At 51.7% G+C, this 20505-nt stretch carries 18 protein-coding genes and 1 pseudogene; 14 read left to right on the forward strand and 5 right to left on the reverse strand.

The genetic code is table 11. The annotated features are described in order from the left end of the window. The first annotated feature begins 95 nt into the window (after positions 1-95). From ABVN36_RS02305 to nhaR, 6 genes and pseudogenes are all read left to right on the forward strand, one after another. On the forward strand, positions 96-1292 hold the full coding sequence (locus tag ABVN36_RS02305) for an anaerobic sulfatase maturase (RefSeq protein WP_001519625.1): 1197 nt from the start codon (positions 96-98) through the stop codon (positions 1290-1292). Positions 1293-1309: 17 nt separating this feature from the next. Next, positions 1310-2563, forward strand: coding sequence for a hypothetical protein (locus ABVN36_RS02310; RefSeq protein ID WP_000457885.1), 1254 nt, complete (start codon positions 1310-1312; stop codon positions 2561-2563). Between the two features lie 118 nt (positions 2564-2681). Continuing rightward, on the forward strand, positions 2682-2939 hold the full coding sequence (locus tag ABVN36_RS02315) for a hypothetical protein (RefSeq protein ID WP_000528983.1): 258 nt from the start codon (positions 2682-2684) through the stop codon (positions 2937-2939). Next, positions 2861-3088, forward strand: a pseudogene (locus ABVN36_RS02320) (arylsulfatase); the annotation flags it as partial. The gene ABVN36_RS02315 and the pseudogene ABVN36_RS02320, both read left to right, overlap by 79 nt. A gap of 162 nt (positions 3089-3250) precedes the next feature. Beyond that, the gene (gene nhaA / locus ABVN36_RS02325) at positions 3251-4417 is read left to right on the forward strand and encodes a Na+/H+ antiporter NhaA (RefSeq protein WP_000681340.1); all 1167 of its coding nucleotides are present in this window, start codon (positions 3251-3253) and stop codon (positions 4415-4417) included. A gap of 61 nt (positions 4418-4478) precedes the next feature. Then, positions 4479-5378: a transcriptional activator NhaR gene (nhaR, locus tag ABVN36_RS02330; protein WP_000062872.1), complete on the forward strand. Its 900-nt coding sequence runs from the start codon at positions 4479-4481 to the stop codon at positions 5376-5378. Positions 5379-5432: 54 nt separating this feature from the next. Here nhaR and ABVN36_RS02335 read toward each other — a convergent pair whose 3' ends face one another. The 3 genes from ABVN36_RS02335 to rpsT all read right to left on the reverse strand — a co-directional run bounded on the left by ABVN36_RS02335 (position 5433) and on the right by rpsT (position 9604). After that, a complete protein-coding gene (locus ABVN36_RS02335; RefSeq protein ID WP_001116438.1) occupies positions 5433-7472 on the reverse strand; it encodes a TIM-barrel domain-containing protein in 2040 nt (679 codons plus the stop codon). A gap of 39 nt (positions 7473-7511) precedes the next feature. Next, positions 7512-8885 (reverse strand): MFS transporter, encoded by a 1374-nt coding sequence (locus ABVN36_RS02340; protein WP_000099989.1) that lies wholly within the window; start codon positions 8883-8885, stop codon positions 7512-7514. 455 nt (positions 8886-9340) lie between these two features. Next, positions 9341-9604: a 30S ribosomal protein S20 gene (rpsT, locus tag ABVN36_RS02345; RefSeq protein WP_001518655.1), complete on the reverse strand. Its 264-nt coding sequence runs from the start codon at positions 9602-9604 to the stop codon at positions 9341-9343. 105 nt (positions 9605-9709) lie between these two features. On the opposite strand from rpsT, the gene ABVN36_RS02350 reads away from it, so the two are divergent. The 8 genes from ABVN36_RS02350 (at position 9710) to rihC (ending at position 18145) form a co-directional block, all read left to right on the forward strand. Beyond that, on the forward strand, positions 9710-9925 hold the full coding sequence (locus ABVN36_RS02350; protein ID WP_001726890.1) for a DUF2575 family protein: 216 nt from the start codon (positions 9710-9712) through the stop codon (positions 9923-9925). A gap of 7 nt (positions 9926-9932) precedes the next feature. Further along, positions 9933-10871 (forward strand): bifunctional riboflavin kinase/FAD synthetase, encoded by a 939-nt coding sequence (ribF, locus tag ABVN36_RS02355; protein WP_000767311.1) that lies wholly within the window; start codon positions 9933-9935, stop codon positions 10869-10871. A 44-nt stretch (positions 10872-10915) separates the two neighbouring features. Next, the gene (gene ileS / locus ABVN36_RS02360) at positions 10916-13750 is read left to right on the forward strand and encodes an isoleucine--tRNA ligase (protein WP_001670710.1); all 2835 of its coding nucleotides are present in this window, start codon (positions 10916-10918) and stop codon (positions 13748-13750) included. After that, the gene (lspA, locus tag ABVN36_RS02365; RefSeq protein ID WP_000042739.1) at positions 13750-14250 is read left to right on the forward strand and encodes a signal peptidase II; all 501 of its coding nucleotides are present in this window, start codon (positions 13750-13752) and stop codon (positions 14248-14250) included. Before ileS ends, lspA begins: the two co-directional genes overlap by 1 nt. 154 nt (positions 14251-14404) lie before the next feature. Next, positions 14405-14854, forward strand: a complete 450-nt coding sequence (fkpB, locus tag ABVN36_RS02370; RefSeq protein WP_000047269.1) for an FKBP-type peptidyl-prolyl cis-trans isomerase — start codon at positions 14405-14407, stop codon at positions 14852-14854. A 2-nt stretch (positions 14855-14856) separates the two neighbouring features. After that, positions 14857-15807 (forward strand): 4-hydroxy-3-methylbut-2-enyl diphosphate reductase, encoded by a 951-nt coding sequence (gene ispH, locus ABVN36_RS02375; RefSeq protein ID WP_001166426.1) that lies wholly within the window; start codon positions 14857-14859, stop codon positions 15805-15807. A gap of 199 nt (positions 15808-16006) precedes the next feature. Next, complete coding sequence (locus ABVN36_RS02380; RefSeq protein WP_020898360.1) at positions 16007-17209, forward strand: XAC2610-related protein; 1203 nt, start codon at positions 16007-16009, stop codon at positions 17207-17209. A gap of 15 nt (positions 17210-17224) precedes the next feature. After that, the gene (rihC, locus tag ABVN36_RS02385; protein ID WP_023138582.1) at positions 17225-18145 is read left to right on the forward strand and encodes a ribonucleoside hydrolase RihC; all 921 of its coding nucleotides are present in this window, start codon (positions 17225-17227) and stop codon (positions 18143-18145) included. A gap of 21 nt (positions 18146-18166) precedes the next feature. On the opposite strand, the gene ABVN36_RS02390 is transcribed toward rihC, so the two are convergent. Together ABVN36_RS02390 and ABVN36_RS02395 are read right to left on the reverse strand one after the other, a co-directional pair. Beyond that, entirely contained in the window at positions 18167-18853 is a 687-nt protein-coding gene (locus ABVN36_RS02390; protein ID WP_000377416.1) for a response regulator, read from the reverse strand. Between the two features lies 1 nt (position 18854). Next, the gene (locus ABVN36_RS02395) at positions 18855-20474 is read right to left on the reverse strand and encodes a sensor histidine kinase (protein WP_033903623.1); all 1620 of its coding nucleotides are present in this window, start codon (positions 20472-20474) and stop codon (positions 18855-18857) included. Positions 20475-20505 lie beyond the last annotated feature (31 nt).

Genomic DNA, 20505 nt, shown 5'->3' on the forward strand with positions numbered 1-20505 from the left:
TTATAAAAAATTAAGTATGCCACTTAGGGCTCTGCCCGCCTGATTCAGCGCCCTCGTGCTGAGTCAGGTTCTTTTATTTTAGGGATACGGAAAATATGCAACGGAAAAGCTGTCAGGTAATGATCAAACCGACCGGGTCGGTGTGTAATCTTGATTGTAAATATTGCTTCTATCTGGAAAAGGAAATGCTCTATCCCGATAGAAAAAACCATTACAAGATGACGGAAGAAACGCTGGCGTTGTTTGTGCAACAGCATATTGCGGCGCAGGATGTGGATGAAGTGATTTTTGCGTGGCAGGGTGGGGAACCGACGCTGATGGGGCTGCCATTTTACCGCCAGGCGGTAGCGCTCCAGCAACGTTATGCTAATGGAAAAGCCATCGTTAATACTTTTCAGACCAATGGCATTCTGATTGATGATGAATGGGCGAGATTCTTCAGGGCGCATGACTTTCTGGTTGGTATTTCGATTGATGGCGATGCGGCGCTGCACGACGAATGGCGGGTAACTCGCGCAGGGCAACCTACCCATCATAAAGTTGAACAGGCGATAAAATGCCTGGCGAGTCATGGCGTTGAATTTAATACTCTCACGGTGGTGAGTCAGAGCAATATGCTGCACCCACAGCGGGTTTATGCGTATCTGAAATCTATCGGCAGCCGCTATATGCAGTTTATTCCGCTAGTGGAAAGAGCAGCAAATAAAGACGGAATGCTGGCGCATCCGCAGGACGAGCAAACTGCAGTAACCCCCTGGTCAGTGGACGGATTACAGTTTGGAAAGTTCCTGAATGCCATTTTTGATATCTGGATCCGCGAAGATATTGGTGATATCGGCATTCAACTCTTTGAACAAACGCTGGCGGCATGGTGTGGACTCCCCCCTCAGGTTTGCGTTTTTGCGCCCGTTTGCGGTAGCGCTTTTGCAATGGAAATGAATGGCGATGTGTATAACTGCGATCATTTCGTTTACCCGCAATATAAGCTCGGCAATATTAACGACACGCCGCTGCGTCAGATGAATAATAGCGCGAAAAACCAGCAGTTTGGTCTCGATAAAAGCCGCACGATGGCGCAGGAATGCCATACCTGCCCGTGGCAATTCGCCTGTTATGGCGGTTGCCCTAAACACCGCTTTTTGCCTTCGGCTTGCGGACCGATGAAGCAAAACTATCTTTGTGCCGGCTATCAGTGCTTTTTCTCTCATACCGCGCCGATGATGAAAGCGATGAAAACCCTTTACGTAAATAACCTGTCACCGGCGGAGATCCGGTCTGTTTTTTTTAAGTAATGCTCAAGGAGGAACGCATGTTTGCCAATATTAATGTGGACTGCTGTAAAACGCCGGGATGTAAAAATCTGGGCGTGTTGAACAGTCCGGATTATGTCCGCCAGGGAAAAGATGTTCTTTGTCGGGAATGTGGTTTCCTGTTTCCTGTTATTTCCGCTGGGGCGTTAAATCTTTTTCGCCACACGGTAAACCGGGGATGGAAAGGCCTGGTCAAACAGTGTCCTGCCTGCGGCAGCACCTCATTAAAGAAATACGGCTTCTCGACTCAGGGCGAACACCGCATGGCGTGTAGTCAGTGTCGGAAAACGTTCATCGTCCCCGAAAAGGCAAAAAGCGATTGCCGACAGGACGAGCTGGCAACCCTAATTGAGGAAGGGACGTCGCTTGCCGGGATCCGCTCACAGCTGAAATTAGACAGCACAGGCCTTAACCGGGCGCTGTTTAAACTATCCCGTAATGCAAACCTTGCCGAGCGATGCCAGCAGTTTCCGGCCTTCGATATCGCACTCAGCACCCGCGCTTTCCGGGTGAACTATAACGGTGGAGACAGCAGCCTGTATGTTCTGGTGACGGCAGAAGAACAAAGCGGAAGGGTGGTGGCGATTTCGTCAAATTATTCAGCACAGCCGCTGGATAAAGCCTGGCAGTATCAGTCGTATTATGAAGAACGGCTACCTCCGGGAACGCTGGCGCATATGGTGCAACGTAAGGAAGCGATTACAGCGCGCCGCGAAACTTTATTTGATATCGATTACGGCCCGGCCTCGTTATATAAGAATGACTCCGGAATGATCGTAAAGCCGGTGTTGCCTGCCTACCGCCATTTTGAACTGGTGCGGATGCTGACGGACGAACGCTCCTTAAACGTTCAGCATTACCTCGATCATGAATGCTTTATTCTGGGGGGATGCATGATGGCGAATATGCCGCATGTCCATCAGGGCCGTTGCCATATTTCATTTGTCAAAGAACGCGGTACGACGCCGCTGCAAAAAGATATTCCGCCACGCCTGTTTTTAAGCGGCGGTATCCGTAACAATGTCTGGCGTACTTTTTCTACCCGCGATTATGCTATGGCGGTGTGTAATCTCACCGGTAATAAAAAAATTACCCAGCAACGTTATGCTACGTTACAAGGCGCGACGGCGTTCATTAATTATCTGTATGCGCATCCTTTTTTGGCGCAGCTTAATCGTCTGTCACCGGCAAATGTGACGGCAACGCTGGATTATCTGAAGTATGAATATAATCAATCCCGTAAGGTCGGATAACGCATCGCATGCCGTGTGATAGAGCTGAGTCGATGGCTTTTGATTATCAGCCCAACCCTCTCCAGCGTATCTATTTCGTTGTTCCAGCAAGGAACGACAACGATATACTGGAGAGAGCATGGGGCCGTTCAAACATCAAAAGAATACGCTTCCTGCCCCGTGTCTTGCCGTCAATCAGAGGCTTGATAAGCAAAATGCGATGGTGCTCAACCATACGGCGATTTATGAGCACAGCCTCAGCCAGATTACAGAAAGTAATACAGTACAAAATGCGCTGATTATTCTTAATCCGCTTATGGCCGCGCCATCTCTTGCCAGCCTGGCGAGAGCGATATTATCGATCCGCAGGCGGGCAGCGAGGCGATGGGGCTGCTAATTTTACAGGAGATTGCGCCTACGGAGAAAACCGTGCTTTTTGAAGCGACCATGACGTCAGGTTACTACAAAAACGCGGAAACGAACGGGGAAGGCTATCGCTACGATATTACCAGTTTCCGGGTGTATAAAATGGATCTGTACGCGTAGCGGTCTATCATCAATGACTGACTGCACTAAAAAGGTCCGGCGTAAGTCGGACTTCATTTCGTAAAAAACGAGCTATTCATCATATATAATCTAATTTTAACGATGAGTCAGGCGAGGTAAGATAGTAGATTCGAAGAATTCACCTGATTGAGAGAATAAAAAGTGAAACATCTGCACCGATTTTTTAGCAGCGATGCCTCTGGGGGCATCATTCTCATCATCGCCGCTGCGCTGGCTATGCTGATGGCCAATATGGGCGCGACCAGTGGATGGTATCATGATTTTCTGGAGACGCCGGTTCAGCTACGGGTTGGGGCGCTTGAAATCAACAAAAACATGCTGCTGTGGATCAACGATGCGCTGATGGCCGTGTTTTTCCTGTTGATTGGCCTGGAAGTTAAGCGCGAACTGATGCAAGGCTCGTTAGCCAGTCTGCGCCAGGCTGCTTTTCCGGTGATTGCCGCCATCGGCGGGATGATTGTACCGGCATTGCTCTATCTGGCCTTTAATTACTCCGATCCGGTCACTCGCGAGGGCTGGGCTATTCCTGCCGCGACGGATATCGCCTTTGCGCTGGGCGTGCTGGCGCTGTTGGGCAGCCGGGTTCCGCTGGCGCTGAAAATATTCCTGATGGCGCTGGCGATCATCGATGATCTCGGCGCCATCGTTATTATCGCACTGTTTTATACCAGCGATCTTTCTATCGTCTCGCTGGGCGTGGCGGCGTTCGCGATTGCCGTGCTGGCGCTGCTGAACCTGTGCGGCGTCAGACGGACAGGGGTATATATTCTGGTCGGGGCAGTGCTGTGGACGGCGGTACTGAAGTCCGGCGTTCACGCGACGCTGGCAGGCGTCATTGTCGGTTTCTTTATTCCGCTGAAAGAAAAACACGGTCGCTCGCCGGCGAAGCGTCTGGAGCATGTTCTGCACCCGTGGGTCGCGTACCTGATCCTGCCGCTCTTCGCTTTTGCGAATGCTGGCGTTTCTCTTCAGGGCGTCACGATTGACGGTCTGACCTCCATGCTGCCGTTGGGAATTATTGCCGGTCTGCTGATTGGTAAGCCGCTGGGGATTAGCCTGTTTTGCTGGCTGGCGCTGCGTTTCAAGCTGGCGCATCTGCCGCAGGGGACCACTTATCAGCAAATCATGGCGGTCGGCATTTTGTGTGGCATTGGCTTTACGATGTCCATCTTTATCGCCAGCCTGGCATTTGGCAATGTCGATCCGGAACTTATTAACTGGGCGAAATTGGGCATTTTGATTGGTTCATTGCTCTCCGCAGTGGTGGGGTATAGCTGGTTGCGCGCGCGTTTGAACGCGCCAGCATAACCAGTACGAAGGAAAGGGGGAGCGATGTATCGCTCCCTTGCGACATTGAACAGGGAGAGGAATGAGCATGTCTCATATTAACTACAACCATCTTTATTACTTCTGGCATGTCTATAAAGAAGGTTCTGTCGTGGGTGCCGCAGAGGCGCTTTTTCTGACGCCGCAAACCATTACTGGTCAAATTAAAGCTCTGGAAGAGCGTTTACAGGGGAAGCTATTTAAACGTAAGGGACGCGGTCTTGAACCCAGCGAACTGGGCGAGCTGGTTTTTCGCTATGCGGACAAAATGTTTACGCTAAGCCAGGAGATGCTGGATATCGTCAATTACCGCAAAGAATCAAACCTGTTGTTTGATGTCGGCGTCGCCGATGCTTTATCCAAGCGTCTGGTCAGCAGCGTTCTGGATGCGGCGGTGGTGGTGGACGAACCCATACATCTGCGTTGCTTCGAGTCCACGCACGAAATGTTGCTCGAACAGCTCAGCCAGCACAAGCTGGATATGATTATCTCCGACTGCCCGATAGATTCCACGCAGCAGGAGGGGCTATTCTCAGTCAAAATCGGCGAATGCAGCGTCAGTTTCTGGTGTACGAATCCGCTTCCTGAAAAAGCGTTCCCTGCCTGCCTGGAAGAGCGACGTTTGCTGGTGCCGGGACGGCGCTCGATGCTGGGGCGTAAGTTGTTGAACTGGTTTAATTCGCAGGGGTTGCAGGTTGAGATCCTCGGTGAATTTGATGACGCGGCCTTAATGAAGGCGTTTGGCGCGACGCACGATGCGATTTTTGTGGCGCCGAGCCTTTATTCGCTGGATTTTTATGCCGATGAGTCGGTAATAGAGATTGGGCGCGTGGAGAATGTCATGGAAGAATATCATGCGATTTTTGCCGAGAGAATGATCCAGCATCCGGCGGTGCAGCGTATTTGCAATGCGGACTACTCGGCGTTGTTTAAACTACAGTAGACGTACCTACTGTAATACTTCCGGCTGCGGTATTAACCCGCAGCCGGAATCATTCTACAAGTTCAGCAGGCTACGGTACTGCCCACCTTCGCGGATAAACACCGGAATTCTGTTCAGTGGCGTAGCGTAATGCAGCGTCTGCCCTCCTGAATAGCTTTCACCGGTCGCAAGATCCGTCCATGTTTCCCCTTCTGGTAGCCAGACATCACGCTCGCGCATACCTTCATGCATGACGGGGGCGATCAGCAGGTCAGGACCAAAACAATACTGGTCGGTGATTGCCCAACTTGTTTCCTGTTCGGGGAATTCAAAGAACAGGGGGCGCATCACTGGCGTATTGTGCTTATGGGTTTCCTCCATCAGCGCTTTGATATAGGGCTTGAGTTTTTCTCGCAACGCCAGGCAACCTGTCAGTACCTCGCATACTTCCTCACCGTAGCTCCAGACCTCGTTCGGCGCACCTGTAGGGCACTGGGCGATACCATCCCGATACGGTTGTGCGGGTAAAATCTGCGGATCGCGGTTGCCGTGCAGACGCATCACCGGGCTAAAGACGCCCCACTGGAACCAGCGAATCAGCAATTCATGGAATTTCGGGTCGTGAATATTACCGCCATGAAAACCGCCGATATCCGTCGTCCACCACGGTATCCCCGCGATTCCCATATTGAGTCCGGCAGCAAACTGGTTGCGCAGCGATCTAAACGAGGAGTGAATATCACCTGACCAGACCAGTGCGCCGAACTTCTGACTGCCGGCCCAGGCGCAGCGTAGCAGGTTGATAACCTGGTCTTCGCCATCGGCTTTCATGCCGTCAAAAAAGGTTTTAGCGTACATACGTGGGTAGATATTGCCCACTTCCAGTACCGGCCCGGCATGGTAGCGATAGTTGTCGTAGTCGTAAACGCTGAACTCAGGTTCGGCTTCATCTAACCAGAATAACTTCACGCCTTTATCGTAATAGTTGCGTTTGGCTTTGCCCCAGACGTAGTCGCGCGCGCCCGGATGAGTCGCATCAAAGTAAGTGGTATTGCCGAGGAAATCCATATTGATCGGCAAGCCACGTTCCGTTTGTACCAGCCAGCCGTTTTCGCGCATCTCCCGATAGCTTTCGGTACGGTTATCCACCGTCGGCCAGACGGAGACCATCAGCTCAATTCCCAGCGATTTCAGCTCGGCAATCATGGCATCAGGATCGGGCCAGTCGCGCGCATCGAACATCCAGTCACCCTGATTCGGCCAGTGAAAGAAGTCGATTACGATCACTGAGATAGGCAGATTGCGGCGCTTATATTCGCGGGCGACCTCCAGCAGCTCTTCCTGCGTACGATAACGGAGTTTGCACTGCCAGAAGCCCATGGCGTAGTCCGGCATCATCGGCGGCGTGCCGGTAGCCAGCGCGTAAGCCCGGCTAATTTCTGCCGGGGTATCGCCAGCCGTGATCCAGTAGTCTAACTGTTCGCTGACCTGCGCTTCCCATTCAGTAACGTTTTGGGCAAAGGTTACGCGTCCGACTGCCGGGTTGTTCCATAAAAATCCGTAGCCCAGACTGGAGAGCATAAACGGTACTGAGGCCTGGGAGTTACGTTGCGCCAGCTCAAGCACGCATCCTTTGAGATCCAGGTTGGCCTGTTGATACTGCCCCATACCATAAATTTTTTCCCCTTCGGTGGCTTCGAAGCGGGCTTTCAGTGAATATTTCCCACCCGGAATAGGGCGGAACTCGCGTCCCTCAAGGTTGAGTGCGCTGACGTACTGGCCGTGAGATGATTCATCCTCGCCAATTTCGCCCCGCAGGCGCCAGAACTCCTGCAACAGGGGTTTGTGTGGATGGCGGTAAAAGGTAACCTGTCCTTTTTGATTGACGATAGCGATAATTTTGCCGTTGGTCAGCGTTGCCTGGTGGTGCTCATAATCAATGTGGCACTGGCTTTCTGCGACTGGCTCAGTCAATGCCCAGTCTTCATTTCTCATTACCGGCAGATGACGGCCGCTGCGTACGCGCAGGCTGTTCTCGCCCCAGGGTTCAATCCATAAATAGCGATCGTTTTGCTGCCAGACCAGACGACGCGGGTCTTGTTGCATAAATGGCATGGTGGTGCCTCCCATATTCGAGGGTGAAGGTAAAGAACGTTATGAGTTGACGGTTTCCAGATCGTGGCGAATCTTCTCTTCCATCGCTTCGTATTTGCGAAAGAAAAGTAGTGGGATCGCTGCGAGCGCGAAGAGTAGGGCGGGTGCCCAGATAAAGGCCCAGATAATGCCCTCCAGACCCGCAGCACTCTGGGCATGGTTGGGGACATAGCCAAAACTGTTCATGATCCAGGCGGCGAAAGCGGTGCCGAGGCCACTACCCATCTTGATGCAGAAGGTACTGCCGAAGGCGATAAGAATGCCGGTAGCCTTAATACCGGTCTTCCAGGCGCCAAAATCAACGGCGAAGCCCAGCATGGCAAACGGCATTGAGCAGGCGATACCGCTGCCGATATTGCCGAGTATCCAGGCGGCGATGAGGAAAGTAATGTTGTCCGCTGCCAGCCACATCATGACGCCGCCAAACGTGGCGACCAGCAGACCGCCTACCCATATCCAGGTTTTAGCCAGGTATTTGCTAAAGAAGGGGATAGCGATGATAAACAGGATCTGAATCGTCGCCAGGCTGTTAATCAGCGGTACCAGATCTTTACGGTCGAGGTTGTAGGTCAGATAATAGACAATGGTCGTGTTGCGCTGCTGTAGGGCAATCCAGAAGATCAGATTAGCCAGCACCATCAGGATCCACGGCCAGTTACCTTTCATCGCCGCGAAACTTTTTTTCATCGGCAACTTAGGTTCATGCTGTATTTTATCCGTATCCATTTCACGAATGTTTTTAAACGCAAAGAGCGTTAGCGCGCAGGATATAATGGCAAACGTAATTGCCGTATAAATAAAACCAGCGTGATCATCACCGTTACCTAAAAAAGCGACTAACGGCAAGGCGGTCGCGTTCATTAATAAAACCCCAATTTGCCCACCGGTCATTCGCCAGGAATTTAAAACCAGTCTTTCCTTGGGAGATAAGGTCATCAGGGGTAATATTGCACTGAGTGGTGTATTAAGTCCGGTAAATAGAATGCTGGCAATCATATAAGATATTGCTGCATAGATGGCTTTTCCTGTCATACTGATATCAGGAGACCAAAATGACAGCGCGCTGAATACCGCAAAAGGCAGCGGTAACCATAAAAACCAGGGACGACATTTACCGTAGCGTGAACGCGTTTTATCGATGATGATCCCCCATATGGGGGCGTCTATGCCATCGATAATACGCGCCAGCAGCAGGATAACGCCTGCTACGGCAAGGCTAATGCCCGCAACGTCTGTGTAGAAATATAAAATGTACGTTGAACCGAAGCAGTACAGCAGATTACCCGCCACATCCAAAGAGCCGTAGCTAATACGCTGTAGTAAAGACAATGATGCTGACCCGGAAGGCTGGGTATCCTCAATGACAGAACTCATAATGATAACTCCGATATTGGTACGATACGCCCAGAAAAACAACCTCTACTTTCTAAGCAAGTTTTGAATATTATTTTTATGTCGTTTCTGAATTTAACCTCAGATTAAAATGAGTAAGTAAGGTGTACATGAAAAGTAGTTAACCCGACGGCATCAATCAATTATTAAATCTTACATCAGGATTGCGTTTATTAGTTTTTGAATGAGCGATGTTTTTATTTGCTAAGGTGGTCACAGTTTTTTCAGTAATGAAATAAGAAAAGGAAAACAGTGAAAGAAAATAACTTTCAAGTATTACGTGACTAAGGGAGGGGTAGCTGAAAAAATAGGCTGGTCAGGAAGAGCGTGAACGAGTGAGGTCAGCGCCAGCGGTTGACGAGCAAAACGGCAGATAGCAGGCATAAAAAAACCCGCTTTACGCGGGTTTTTCTACAAAGCTGATAACAAGCAGGCGATTAAGCCAGTTTGTTGATCTGTGCAGTCAGGTTAGCTTTATGACGTGCAGCTTTGTTTTTGTGGATCAGACCTTTAGCAGCCTGACGGTCCACGATCGGTTGCATTTCGTTAAATGCTTTCAGTGCAGCAGCTTTGTCGCCAGCTTCGATAGCTGCGTATACTTTCTTGATGAAAGTACGCATCATAGAGCGACGGCTTGCGTTGTGCTTACGAGCCTTTTCAGACTGAACGGCGCGCTTCTTAGCTGATTTGATATTAGCCAAGGTCCAACTCCCAAATGTGTTCTATATGGACAATTCAAAGGCCGAGGAATATGCCCTTTTAGCCTTCTTTTGTCAATGGATTTGTGCAAATAAGCGCCGTTTAAATTGCAGCACTCGTTGCGTAGTGATGGCGCAGGATTCTACCAGCTTGCGTGCTGTGAATACAGCCTTTCCATGAGAAAAATTGCATTAAGCGGCGGGTTTTGGGGCGGAGTTTGCCGCATGGCGATGAAAAGCATCTTCTTTATGTTTCATCAGGGCAATAGTCGGTTAACCTTGACCGCTGTACAAGGTATACTCTTGCGATTTTCACTGTTTTGAGTCAGACATGAAGCTGATACGCGGCATACATAATCTCAGTCAGGCCCCGCATGGGTGTGTGCTGACCATTGGTAATTTCGACGGCGTACATCGGGGGCATCGCGCTCTACTGCAGGGTTTGCAGGAAGAAGGACGCAGACGCGGTCTGCCGGTGGTGGTCATGATTTTCGAACCGCAGCCGCTGGAGCTGTTCGCGACGGATAAAGCGCCCGCTCGCCTGACGCGCCTGCGTGAAAAACTGCATTACCTTGCGCAGTGCGGCGTGGACTATGTGCTGTGCGTGAAATTCGATCGCCGCTTTGCCGCTTTGACGGCGCAAACGTTTATCAGCGAACTGCTGGTGGAGCGACTTGGCGTGCAATTTCTTGCCGTCGGCGATGATTTCCGCTTTGGTGCTAGCCGCGCGGGCGATTTCTTGTTATTACAGAAGGCGGGGGCGGAGTATGGTTTTGCGGTTTCCAGCACCCAAACCTTTTGTGAAGGCGGCGTGCGTATCAGTAGTACCGCAGTGAGACAGGCGCTGGCGGAAGATAACCTGGCGCTTGCCGAAAGCCTGCTGGGACATCCCTTTACTATTTCCGGGCGTGTCGTTCATGGCGACGAGCTGGGACGTACCATTGGCTTCCCGACGGCGAACTTACCGCTGCGCCGTCAGGTCTCCCCGGTCAAAGGGGTCTATGCGGTGGAAGTCACCGGGCTTGGCGATAAGCCGTTACCCGGCGTAGCGAACATTGGCACTCGTCCAACGGTGGCTGGCGTGCGTCAACAACTGGAAGTGCATCTGCTGGATGTTGTAATGGACCTCTACGGTCGCCATATAGATGTAATACTGCGTAAAAAGATACGTAATGAGCAGCGATTTGCGTCGCTTGATGAGCTAAAAGCGCAAATCGCACGCGATGAGTTAACGGCCCGCAAGTTTTTTGGGCTAGCCGGGCAGGTGTAACCCTGACGGTGTTTATCAAACCGAAATACGGAACCGAGAATCTGATGAGTGACTATAAATCGACCCTGAATTTGCCGGAAACAGGGTTCCCGATGCGCGGCGATCTCGCCAAGCGTGAACCGGGAATGCTGGCGCGTTGGACCGATGATGATCTGTACGGCATCATTCGTGCGGCCAAAAAAGGCAAAAAAACCTTCATTCTGCATGATGGCCCTCCATATGCGAATGGCAGCATTCATATTGGTCACTCAGTTAACAAGATTCTGAAAGACATTATCGTGAAGTCCAAAGGACTGTCGGGATTTGACTCGCCTTACGTGCCGGGCTGGGACTGTCACGGTCTGCCTATCGAGCTGAAAGTCGAGCAGGAGTTCGGTAAGCCGGGCGAGAAATTCACCGCCGCTGAATTCCGCGCTAAGTGCCGCGAATATGCCGCTACGCAGGTTGACGGCCAGCGTAAAGACTTCATTCGTCTGGGCGTGTTGGGCGACTGGTCGCATCCGTACCTGACCATGGACTTCAAAACCGAAGCCAACATCATCCGTGCTCTGGGCAGAATTATCAAAAACGGTCATCTGCACAAAGGCGCTAAGCCGGTGCACTGGTGCGTTGACTGCCGTTCCGCGCTGGCGGAAGCGGAAGTTGAATATTACGACAAAACGTCACCGTCTATCGACGTGGCGTTCCGCGCCGTCGATCAGGATGCGGTGAAAGCGAAGTTTGGTCTGCCGGGCGTGAGCGGCCCTGTGTCGCTGGTTATCTGGACCACCACGCCGTGGACTCTGCCAGCTAACCGCGCGATTTCCCTGGCGCCGGACTTTGATTATGCGCTGGTGCAGATTGACGGCCAGGCGGTGATTCTGGCGAAAGATCTGGTTGAAAGCGTCATGCAGCGTATTGGCGCGGCTGAATACACCATTCTCGGCACCGTTAAAGGCGCGGAGCTGGAACTGCTGCGCTTTACCCATCCGTTTATGGGCTTTGACGTGCCGGCGATCCTCGGCGATCACGTCACCCTGGACGCCGGTACCGGCGCGGTACATACCGCCCCTGGTCACGGCCCGGATGACTACGTGATCGGTCAAAAGTATGGCCTGGAAACCGCTAACCCGGTTGGCCCGGACGGCACTTACCTGCCAGGCACATATCCAACGCTTGACGGTGTTAACGTCTTCAAAGCGAACGATATCGTTATTGAACTGCTGAAAGAAAAAGGCGCGCTACTGCATGTCGAAAAAATGCAGCACAGCTATCCGTGCTGTTGGCGTCACAAAACGCCGATCATTTTCCGCGCGACCCCGCAGTGGTTCGTCAGCATGGATAAAGAAGGGCTTCGTCAACAGTCGCTGAAAGAGATCAAAGGCGTTCAGTGGATCCCGGACTGGGGTCAGGCGCGTATTGAATCAATGGTCGCTAACCGTCCTGACTGGTGTATCTCACGTCAGCGTACCTGGGGCGTACCGATGTCGCTGTTCGTGCATAAAGAAACGCAGGAGCTGCTGCCGATTGAGCGTACTCTGGCGGCGATGGAAGAGGTGGCGAAACGCGTTGAAGTTGACGGTATCCAGGCGTGGTGGGATCTCGACCCGAAAGAGATCCTCGGCGAAGATGCCGATCAATACGAGAAAGTTCCGGATACGTTGGACGTTTGGTTTGATTCCGGTTCCACCAGTTACTCCGTGGTTGACGCACGTCCGGAATTCGCCGGTCATGCGGCCGATATGTATCTGGAAGGCTCTGACCAGCATCGCGGCTGGTTTATGTCCTCCCTGATGATTAGCGTGGCGATGAAAGGCAAAGCGCCATACCGCCAGGTACTGACTCACGGCTTCACCGTCGATGGTCAGGGGCGCAAGATGTCCAAATCCATCGGTAACACCGTGTCGCCGCAGGATGTGATGAATAAACTGGGCGCGGATATCCTGCGTCTGTGGGTGGCGTCTACTGACTATACCGGCGAAATGGCGGTCTCTGACGAAATCCTGAAACGCGCTGCCGACAGCTATCGTCGTATCCGTAATACCGCGCGCTTCCTGCTGGCGAACCTCAATGGCTTCAATCCGGCCACCGATATGGTCAAACCGGAAGAGATGGTGGTGCTGGACAGGTGGGCGGTGGGCTGCGCGAAAACGGCGCAGCAAGAGATTCTGAAGGCATACGAAGCTTACGACTTCCATGAAGTGGTACAGCGCCTGATGCGCTTCTGCTCCGTTGAAATGGGCTCGTTCTACCTCGACATCATCAAAGACCGCCAGTACACCGCGAAGGCCGATAGCGTCGCGCGTCGTAGCTGCCAGACTGCGCTGTATCATATCGCAGAGGCGCTGGTTCGCTGGATGGCGCCGATCATGTCCTTCACGGCTGATGAAATCTGGGGCTACCTGCCGGGCGAGCGTGAAAAATATGTCTTCACCGGCGAATGGTACGACGGGTTGTTTGGCCTGGAAGAGAATGAAGAATTTAATGACGCATTCTGGGACGATGTCCGCTATATCAAGGACCAGGTCAACAAAGAGCTGGAAAATCAGAAAGCCAATGGCATCAAATCGAACCTGGAAGCAAAAGTGACGCTGAAATATGCTGACGATGCTAACGGTACGATCAAGAAGCTAAAACTGTTGGGTGAAGAGGTCAGATTTATCTTCATTACTTCCCAGTTCGTGATTTCTGAGCAAGCGGGGGGTATTGATGATGAAAATATTCAGTACAATGCTGGTAATACGACAGTTCAGGCAGTGGTAACGCGTGCCGAGGGTGATAAGTGTCCGCGCTGCTGGCACTACACTACTGATGTCGGCAAGGTGGCGGAACATGCAGATATCTGCGGACGCTGTGTCAGCAACATCGCCGGTAATGGCGAACAACGTAAATTTGCCTGATGAGTAAACCACTCTGTTCAACAGGACTACGCTGGCTATGGCTGGTAGTAGTCGTGCTGATTATCGATTTGGGCAGCAAATACCTGATCCTCCAGAATTTCGCGCTGGGGGATACGGTAGGGCTGTTTCCGTCGCTTAATCTGCATTATGCGCGTAACTACGGCGCGGCTTTTAGCTTCCTGGCGGATAGCGGCGGCTGGCAGCGCTGGTTCTTTGCCGGGATTGCGATAGGGATCTGCGTAATTCTTTTGGTGATGATGTACCGCTCGAAAGCGACGCAGAAGCTGAATAACATCGCTTATGCGTTAATCATCGGCGGCGCGCTGGGTAACCTGTTCGACCGCCTGTGGCACGGCTTTGTTGTCGATATGATCGATTTTTACGTCGGCAACTGGCATTTCGCGACGTTCAACCTTGCCGATAGCGCGATCTGTATCGGCGCGGCGCTAATAGTACTGGAAGGCTTTTTGCCGAAGCCGACAGCGAAAGAACAGGCATAAGCGTAAATACCGGGTAGCGCTTATCCGGTTTTGTAGGCCTGATAAGCGCAGCGCCATCAGGCAAACGTGGTGCCGGATGGCGGTGAAAACGCCTTATCCGGCCTACGGTTTTATCGTTCTTTATGCCTCCGGGCAAAACACGTGAGCAATTTGCATGTCTAAATCCGTACAGAGCAACAGCGCGATCCTCGTTCACTTCACCCTGAAACTGGATGATGGCTCAACGGCGGAATCTACCCGCAATAACGGCAAGCCAGCCCTGTTCCGTCTTGGCGATACCTCGCTTTCCGAAGGTCTGGAGCAGCAGCTTCTGGGGTTGAAAGAAGGGGAAAAGAAAGCGTTTTCGCTGGAGCCTGACGCCGCGTTTGGCGTCCCCAGTCCGGACTTAATCCAGTATTTCTCGCGCCGTGAGTTTATGGCGGCGGGCGAACCGGAAGTCGGGGCGATTATGCTTTTTACCGCAATGGATGGCAGCGAAATGCCTGGCGTGATTCGCGAAATCAACGGCGACTCGATTACCGTTGATTTTAACCATCCGCTGGCCGGGCATACCGTTCACTTTGATATTGAAGTGCTGGAAATCGATCCGGCGCTGGAGGCATAAACATGCAGATCCTGTTGGCCAACCCACGCGGTTTTTGCGCCGGGGTAGACCGCGCTATCAGCATTGTTGAAAATGCGCTCGCCATTTACGGCGCGCCAATTTACGTTCGGCACGAAGTCGTGCATAACCGCTATGTAGTGGACAGCCTGCGCCAGCGCGGGGCGATCTTTATAGAGCAAATTAGCGAAGTGCCGGATGGCGCCATTCTGATTTTCTCCGCTCATGGGGTTTCCCAGGCGGTGCGTAACGAGGCGAAAAGCCGCGATCTTACCGTTTTTGACGCCACCTGCCCGCTGGTGACGAAAGTCCATATGGAAGTGGCGCGCGCCAGCCGTCGCGGTGAGGAATCTATTCTCATCGGCCACGCCGGGCACCCGGAAGTGGAAGGCACCATGGGCCAGTACAGCAACCCGGAAGGGGGGATGTACCTGGTTGAGTCGCCAGAGGACGTCTGGACGCTGAATGTCAAAAATGAAGGCAAGCTCTCCTTCATGACGCAAACCACGCTTTCCGTGGACGATACGTCCGATGTGATTGATGCGCTGCGTAAACGCTTTCCGAAAATCGTCGGCCCGCGCAAAGACGATATTTGCTATGCCACTACTAATCGTCAGGAAGCGGTGCGGGCGCTGGCGGAGCAGGCTGACGTGGTGCTGGTGGTCGGCTCGAAAAACTCTTCTAACTCTAACCGATTGGCGGAACTGGCCCAACGGATGGGAAGAACTGCGTTTCTTATCGACGATGCGGCGGATATCCAGGAGGCGTGGGTGAAAGACGCCGCCTGCGTCGGCGTGACCGCTGGCGCTTCCGCGCCGGATATTCTGGTGCAGAATGTTATTGCGCGTCTGCGGGAGTTTGGCGGCGGCGAAGCCGTCACGCTTGAGGGGCGCGAAGAAAATATTGTTTTCGAAGTGCCGAAAGAGCTGCGTGTGGATGTTCGTGAAGTCGAATAAGATTTCACAATTCAGAAATCTGCCCGATGACGCTACGTTGACCAGATCTTAAGAATTTCTTTTGATATTCAATGTGCGACAGGAAGAATAAGGCGTAGTCGTCATCCGGTGCTAATGCCCCACCTTTTTGCTATTCATCTGAAAAACCAGCACAATCGTTGCTGGTTTTTTAGTTGTAATGCCTACAGGGATAAGGGAAATGGGCAAAATAAAATATGGATTGCCAACGTTACTCGCCATCGGCTTTTGGATGGACGCAACAAGCGCCACGGTGCTGGAGCTACCCGCCTGGGAGCGAAACTATACCGGAACTATCGCGGGGAAACCGGTAAACGTTAATATCACGCGATTTGGTAACACGCTTTATGGGTATTACTGCTATGAACCTTGCAATCAGCACAAGGCAGCGATTGTTCTACGCGGCTCACTCCAGGATAAAGAGGTACATCTTGAAGAACGCGTAAAGGCGCTTTCGGGTTACTGGAATGCGGAAATCTCCAGCAGTGAGATTAAAGGCGAATGGACGTCCGCAGATAAAAAACGACATTTTCCTGTTGCCCTTATCTACCTCAAACCTAAAAACTCCCCTGATATTGTGCTGGTCACGAACACGAATGATGCAGGGGGTTACGACCCTTCCAAAGAGATTGATTGTGGCAATACGCCGGCCATTTCGGCGATAAAATTATACCGTGATGGTAAACTCATACAGACCTTAGATACCGCCTCGGTGGGCACTTGTAGCCCGTTTATGCCTCAATGGGGGGATGTCAATTTTGATGGCTACCCGGATCTGTCGATTGTAACAGAGTTACTTGCTGGGCCGGATGCTCCAGTACAAACATGGCTCTATGACCCCGCCAAACAGCGTTATGTTGATGCGCCAGCGTCTTATCAGGAAATCACTTCACCAGAGATCGATGCTGAACATAAACAGATTGTCAGCTATTGGCGCGGCGGTTGCTGCAGCCATGGCGTCAATGTGTATCGCTGGAAAGGAAAAACGATTGAACTGATCGATCGCGGTGAAAGCTACTTTCAGCCTGTGATAAGCAAAGGCAAAATGTATAACTGCTACATGACACCTTCCTACGCTGATGGGCGTATTATTTATCCGCTAGTACGTAAAAATGGTCATTTGACGCCGCCTCTTAGCCTTGATGGGACGTGTCAACCTTTTTGGCTAATCGGTAATGTTCGTACCGTGATTCAGGCAGAAAAACCCGGCGCTGAGCCCGAATCGCTTGAGATTCAGTGGCAGGAAAACAAAGCATCGCCAGGGCGTTTTTGCCCATTAGTTCCGTTTATCGAAGGTGATAAGCTAAGTCCGCGTCTGGTGACGGATGACGATGTGCCTGATACCTGTATCAGTCGCGCTGAGTATGAAGATATAAAACAATAGGTCAGGAGAGCGTTAATGACAGCATCCCTACACATTATTCTTGATACCGATCCGGGCATTGATGACGCGGCTGCGATTGCCGCTGCGCTGTTCGCCCCCGAGCTGGATCTGCAACTAATAACCACCGTTGCCGGCAACGTTTCGGTCGAAAAAACCACCCGTAATGCGTTGCAGCTTCTGCATTTCTGGGACGCCGATGTGCCACTTGCACAAGGGGCCGCGACGCCGCTGCTGCGTCCGTTACGCGATGCGGCATACGTCCACGGCGAGTCCGGCATGGAAGGCTATGATTTTGTCGACCATCAGCGCCAACCGTTGGCGAAGCCTGCGTTTATCGCTATCCGGGATGTGCTGATGAACGCCCCGGAGCCCATGACATTAGTGGCGATTGGGCCATTGACCAATATTGCGTTGCTACTGATGCACTATCCGGAGTGTGCGTGTAACATTCGCCGTCTGGTGTTGATGGGCGGTTCCGCAGGGCGCGGCAATTTTACGCCTAATGCTGAATTTAACATTGCTGTCGATCCGGAGGCCGCGGCGCTGGTGTTCCGCAGCGGTCTGGAGATTGTGATGTGTGGGCTGGACGTCACGAATCAGGCAATGCTCTCGCCAGATTTTCTAAGTAAACTGCCCGCGCTGAATCGCACCGGTAAGATGTTGCACAGCCTGTTCAACCATTATCGCAGCGGTAGTATGCGCACTGGCGTCCGGATGCACGATCTTTGCGCGATCGCCTGGCTGGTGCGTCCGGAATTATTTACTCTTAAACCCTGCTTTGTGGCGGTGGAAACGCAGGGGCAATATACCGCCGGTACCACGGTGGTGGATATTGAAGGGCGTCTGGGGCAGCCCGCCAACGCGCAGGTGGCGCTGGCGCTGGATGTGGACGGTTTTCGTCAGTGGGTGGCTGAGGTGTTTGCCTATGCGCCGTAATTACATGTTGGCGCCATAATCTCATACTTTGCCGCGATAGAGTCTCTCCGGCCTGCCCACTTTCCCGTAGCTGATCTCCGCTTCGAGAAAGTTATTTTTCACGCCTTGTTCCAGATAGCGTCGGGCAGTGGTTTTACTGCTGCCCAGAATTTGCGCCAGAGTGTCTGCTGTATGTACTGCCTGCGGGTCGGTGAATATTTGTCGTACCCGGTTGAAGGTGTTTTCATCAATTCCCCGCAGTCCGCTATTCGGTTCTGCGGTTTGTTCTTTGGCCTGGATATTAAATAAGGCATCAACGTGCGTCTGGTTTGCCTGCTCACTGGAACGTAACGAACTGCGGTAACGGGTGAACCGCTCCAGGGTATGCTGCAGGCGCTGATAATGTACCGGCTTAATCAGATAATCGAATACGCCCATGCGTAAGGCATCGCTGATGGTATCCATATGATTGTCGGCGGTAATGAAAATAATTCGCCCCGTGTAGTTGGTGCTGATGGTATGACGAATTAAATCGATCCCTTTGCCATCGGGTAAAAAATTATCCAATAGAATTAACTGTGGTTGATAGAGGCGTATTTGCTTCTTTGCACTTTCCAGTTTGTCTGCGATGCCGACGATTGAAAACTGGGGAAAAAGCTTGATGGTGTCCACCAGGATTTCCGCTAGCATCGGTTCGTCTTCAACGATGAGTGTCGTAATGCTATCCATGTTATTCTTCTCTGGTAAAAGGGATATAGAGGGTAAAAATGGTGCCAAAAGGATTATTGTTATCGACGATAATGTCGCCATTGGCCTGCTTGACGTAGCTGTGCACTAACCATAATCCAATTCCGTGATCGCCGTTGTTGTGGGTGGTCACTCCACGCTCGAAAATATGCTGGCGGATATTTTCGTCAATACCACATCCCTGATCGGCAACTTCAATAATGACTTCATTACCTTCGCTATTGATCAGGCACTCAATCTGTCGCGAGCCTTCGCTATTGAGCAGGGTGGCGTTATAGGCGTTGTCCAATAAATTGCCAACAATCGAAATCCATTCATTATGCGAGAGCGATGACGGCAGGTGTTCAACAAAGCTTGAAGGATCGAAAATCAGCTCCAGCCCCAGCTCTTTTGCCCGATAATATTTACCGATTAATAGCCCCGCAAGGTGGTGGTCGCGGAAATTATGGGAAATAAAATCGAGTACTTTCTGGTGGCTTTCCGACTGCTGCTGAATCAGCGCCAGCGCATTATCGTAGCGCTTCAGGAACAGCAGTCCGGCAATGGTGGAAATAAGGTTGCGATGCTCATGCTGCACGGCGCGCAGGTTATCGGCGTATTGCCGCACCTGACTTAACTGCAGGCTGAGTGTATTGATATCGTCTTTGTTGCGAAAGCTAATAACCCAGCCCTGAGGCTGGTTGTCAATAATGACCGCCATGCGACTGGCGATGACTTTCATTTGGTTAAAGGTGACGATCTCATCTTTTTTGTTTTTTTGCGGCGCATCGTAAAAGAAGGCCTCCGGCAACACGACATGGTGGATTGCATAGCCAATGAGTTCAGACTCCGGTTGGCTCAGATTCAGTAAGCGGCGAGCCGTTTGGTTAATAGCGGTAATACGGTGATGGGAGTCAATGGCGATCAACCCTTCAAATACCGACTCAAACAACACGCTTTGCTGAATTAATAGTTGTGAAAGCTGCTGCGGCTCCATGTTAAGCATCTGCTTTTTAATATGCAGCGAGAAGCGGCGGGCGCAGTACAACAGCACCAGCAGCAGTAACGCCATCGGGAACAGCAACGAGCTGATTTGTAAGTTAAGCCAGCTATCCAACTGTTCCAGAGTATAGCCGACGGAAACAATACCAATGACTTTACCGGTACTGTCCTGAATCGGGGATTTACCACGTAGGGAAGAGCCTAATGAACCTTTGCGCACCGATACGTAGCTTTTAGCGTTATACAGCGCGTCGTCGCTATCGCCGCCCTCCATATATTTGCCGATCTCATCCGGGTTGACGTGATACAGTCGCTGACCTTTTTCGTTGCCAACGGTAATGTAAGTCGCATCCGAAAACGAGCGCATTGGGTCAATCAGCGCTTTGATGCGTGACAAATCATGCGCCTCTACGGCTTCAACTAATTCTGGCATAGCGGATATTTGCATTGCCTGAATAAGCGCACGTTGGCCCACCTGATAATGCAGGCGTTCTTTCGTGATATCGGTCAGATACCAGGTGATTGCCAGCATCACGATGGTGGATGTAAACAGGATCAGTAGAAATATCCGGTTTTGAAACGAGCGTCTGGCAAACCAGTGTGTAATTTCCCGTATAAACATATTGGTAGTTAGATATTTAATTACGGTATTT

The sequence above is a fragment of the Salmonella sp. SJTUF15581 genome (assembly GCF_043356775.1).
Classification (GTDB): Bacteria; Pseudomonadota; Gammaproteobacteria; order Enterobacterales; family Enterobacteriaceae; genus Salmonella; species Salmonella enterica.

What these genes read in the sequence shown, in the direction of transcription:
- fkpB (WP_000047269.1), top strand. Translation starts at nt 14,405, where the DNA reads ATGTCTAAATCCGTACAGAGCAACAGCGCGATCCTCGTTCACTTCACC.
- rihC (WP_023138582.1), top strand. Translation starts at nt 17,225, where the DNA reads ATGACAGCATCCCTACACATTATTCTTGATACCGATCCGGGCATTGAT.
- ABVN36_RS02380 (WP_020898360.1), top strand. Translation starts at nt 16,007, where the DNA reads ATGGGCAAAATAAAATATGGATTGCCAACGTTACTCGCCATCGGCTTT.
- ABVN36_RS02395 (WP_033903623.1), bottom strand. Translation starts at nt 20,474, where the DNA reads ATGTTTATACGGGAAATTACACACTGGTTTGCCAGACGCTCGTTTCAA.
- ABVN36_RS02335 (WP_001116438.1), bottom strand. Translation starts at nt 7,472, where the DNA reads ATGCCATTTATGCAACAAGACCCGCGTCGTCTGGTCTGGCAGCAAAAC.
- ABVN36_RS02305 (WP_001519625.1), top strand. Translation starts at nt 96, where the DNA reads ATGCAACGGAAAAGCTGTCAGGTAATGATCAAACCGACCGGGTCGGTG.
- ABVN36_RS02315 (WP_000528983.1), top strand. Translation starts at nt 2,682, where the DNA reads ATGGGGCCGTTCAAACATCAAAAGAATACGCTTCCTGCCCCGTGTCTT.
- ABVN36_RS02340 (WP_000099989.1), bottom strand. Translation starts at nt 8,885, where the DNA reads ATGAGTTCTGTCATTGAGGATACCCAGCCTTCCGGGTCAGCATCATTG.
- ABVN36_RS02310 (WP_000457885.1), top strand. Translation starts at nt 1,310, where the DNA reads ATGTTTGCCAATATTAATGTGGACTGCTGTAAAACGCCGGGATGTAAA.
- nhaR (WP_000062872.1), top strand. Translation starts at nt 4,479, where the DNA reads ATGAGCATGTCTCATATTAACTACAACCATCTTTATTACTTCTGGCAT.
- ABVN36_RS02390 (WP_000377416.1), bottom strand. Translation starts at nt 18,853, where the DNA reads ATGGATAGCATTACGACACTCATCGTTGAAGACGAACCGATGCTAGCG.
- lspA (WP_000042739.1), top strand. Translation starts at nt 13,750, where the DNA reads ATGAGTAAACCACTCTGTTCAACAGGACTACGCTGGCTATGGCTGGTA.
- ispH (WP_001166426.1), top strand. Translation starts at nt 14,857, where the DNA reads ATGCAGATCCTGTTGGCCAACCCACGCGGTTTTTGCGCCGGGGTAGAC.
- ribF (WP_000767311.1), top strand. Translation starts at nt 9,933, where the DNA reads ATGAAGCTGATACGCGGCATACATAATCTCAGTCAGGCCCCGCATGGG.
- ileS (WP_001670710.1), top strand. Translation starts at nt 10,916, where the DNA reads ATGAGTGACTATAAATCGACCCTGAATTTGCCGGAAACAGGGTTCCCG.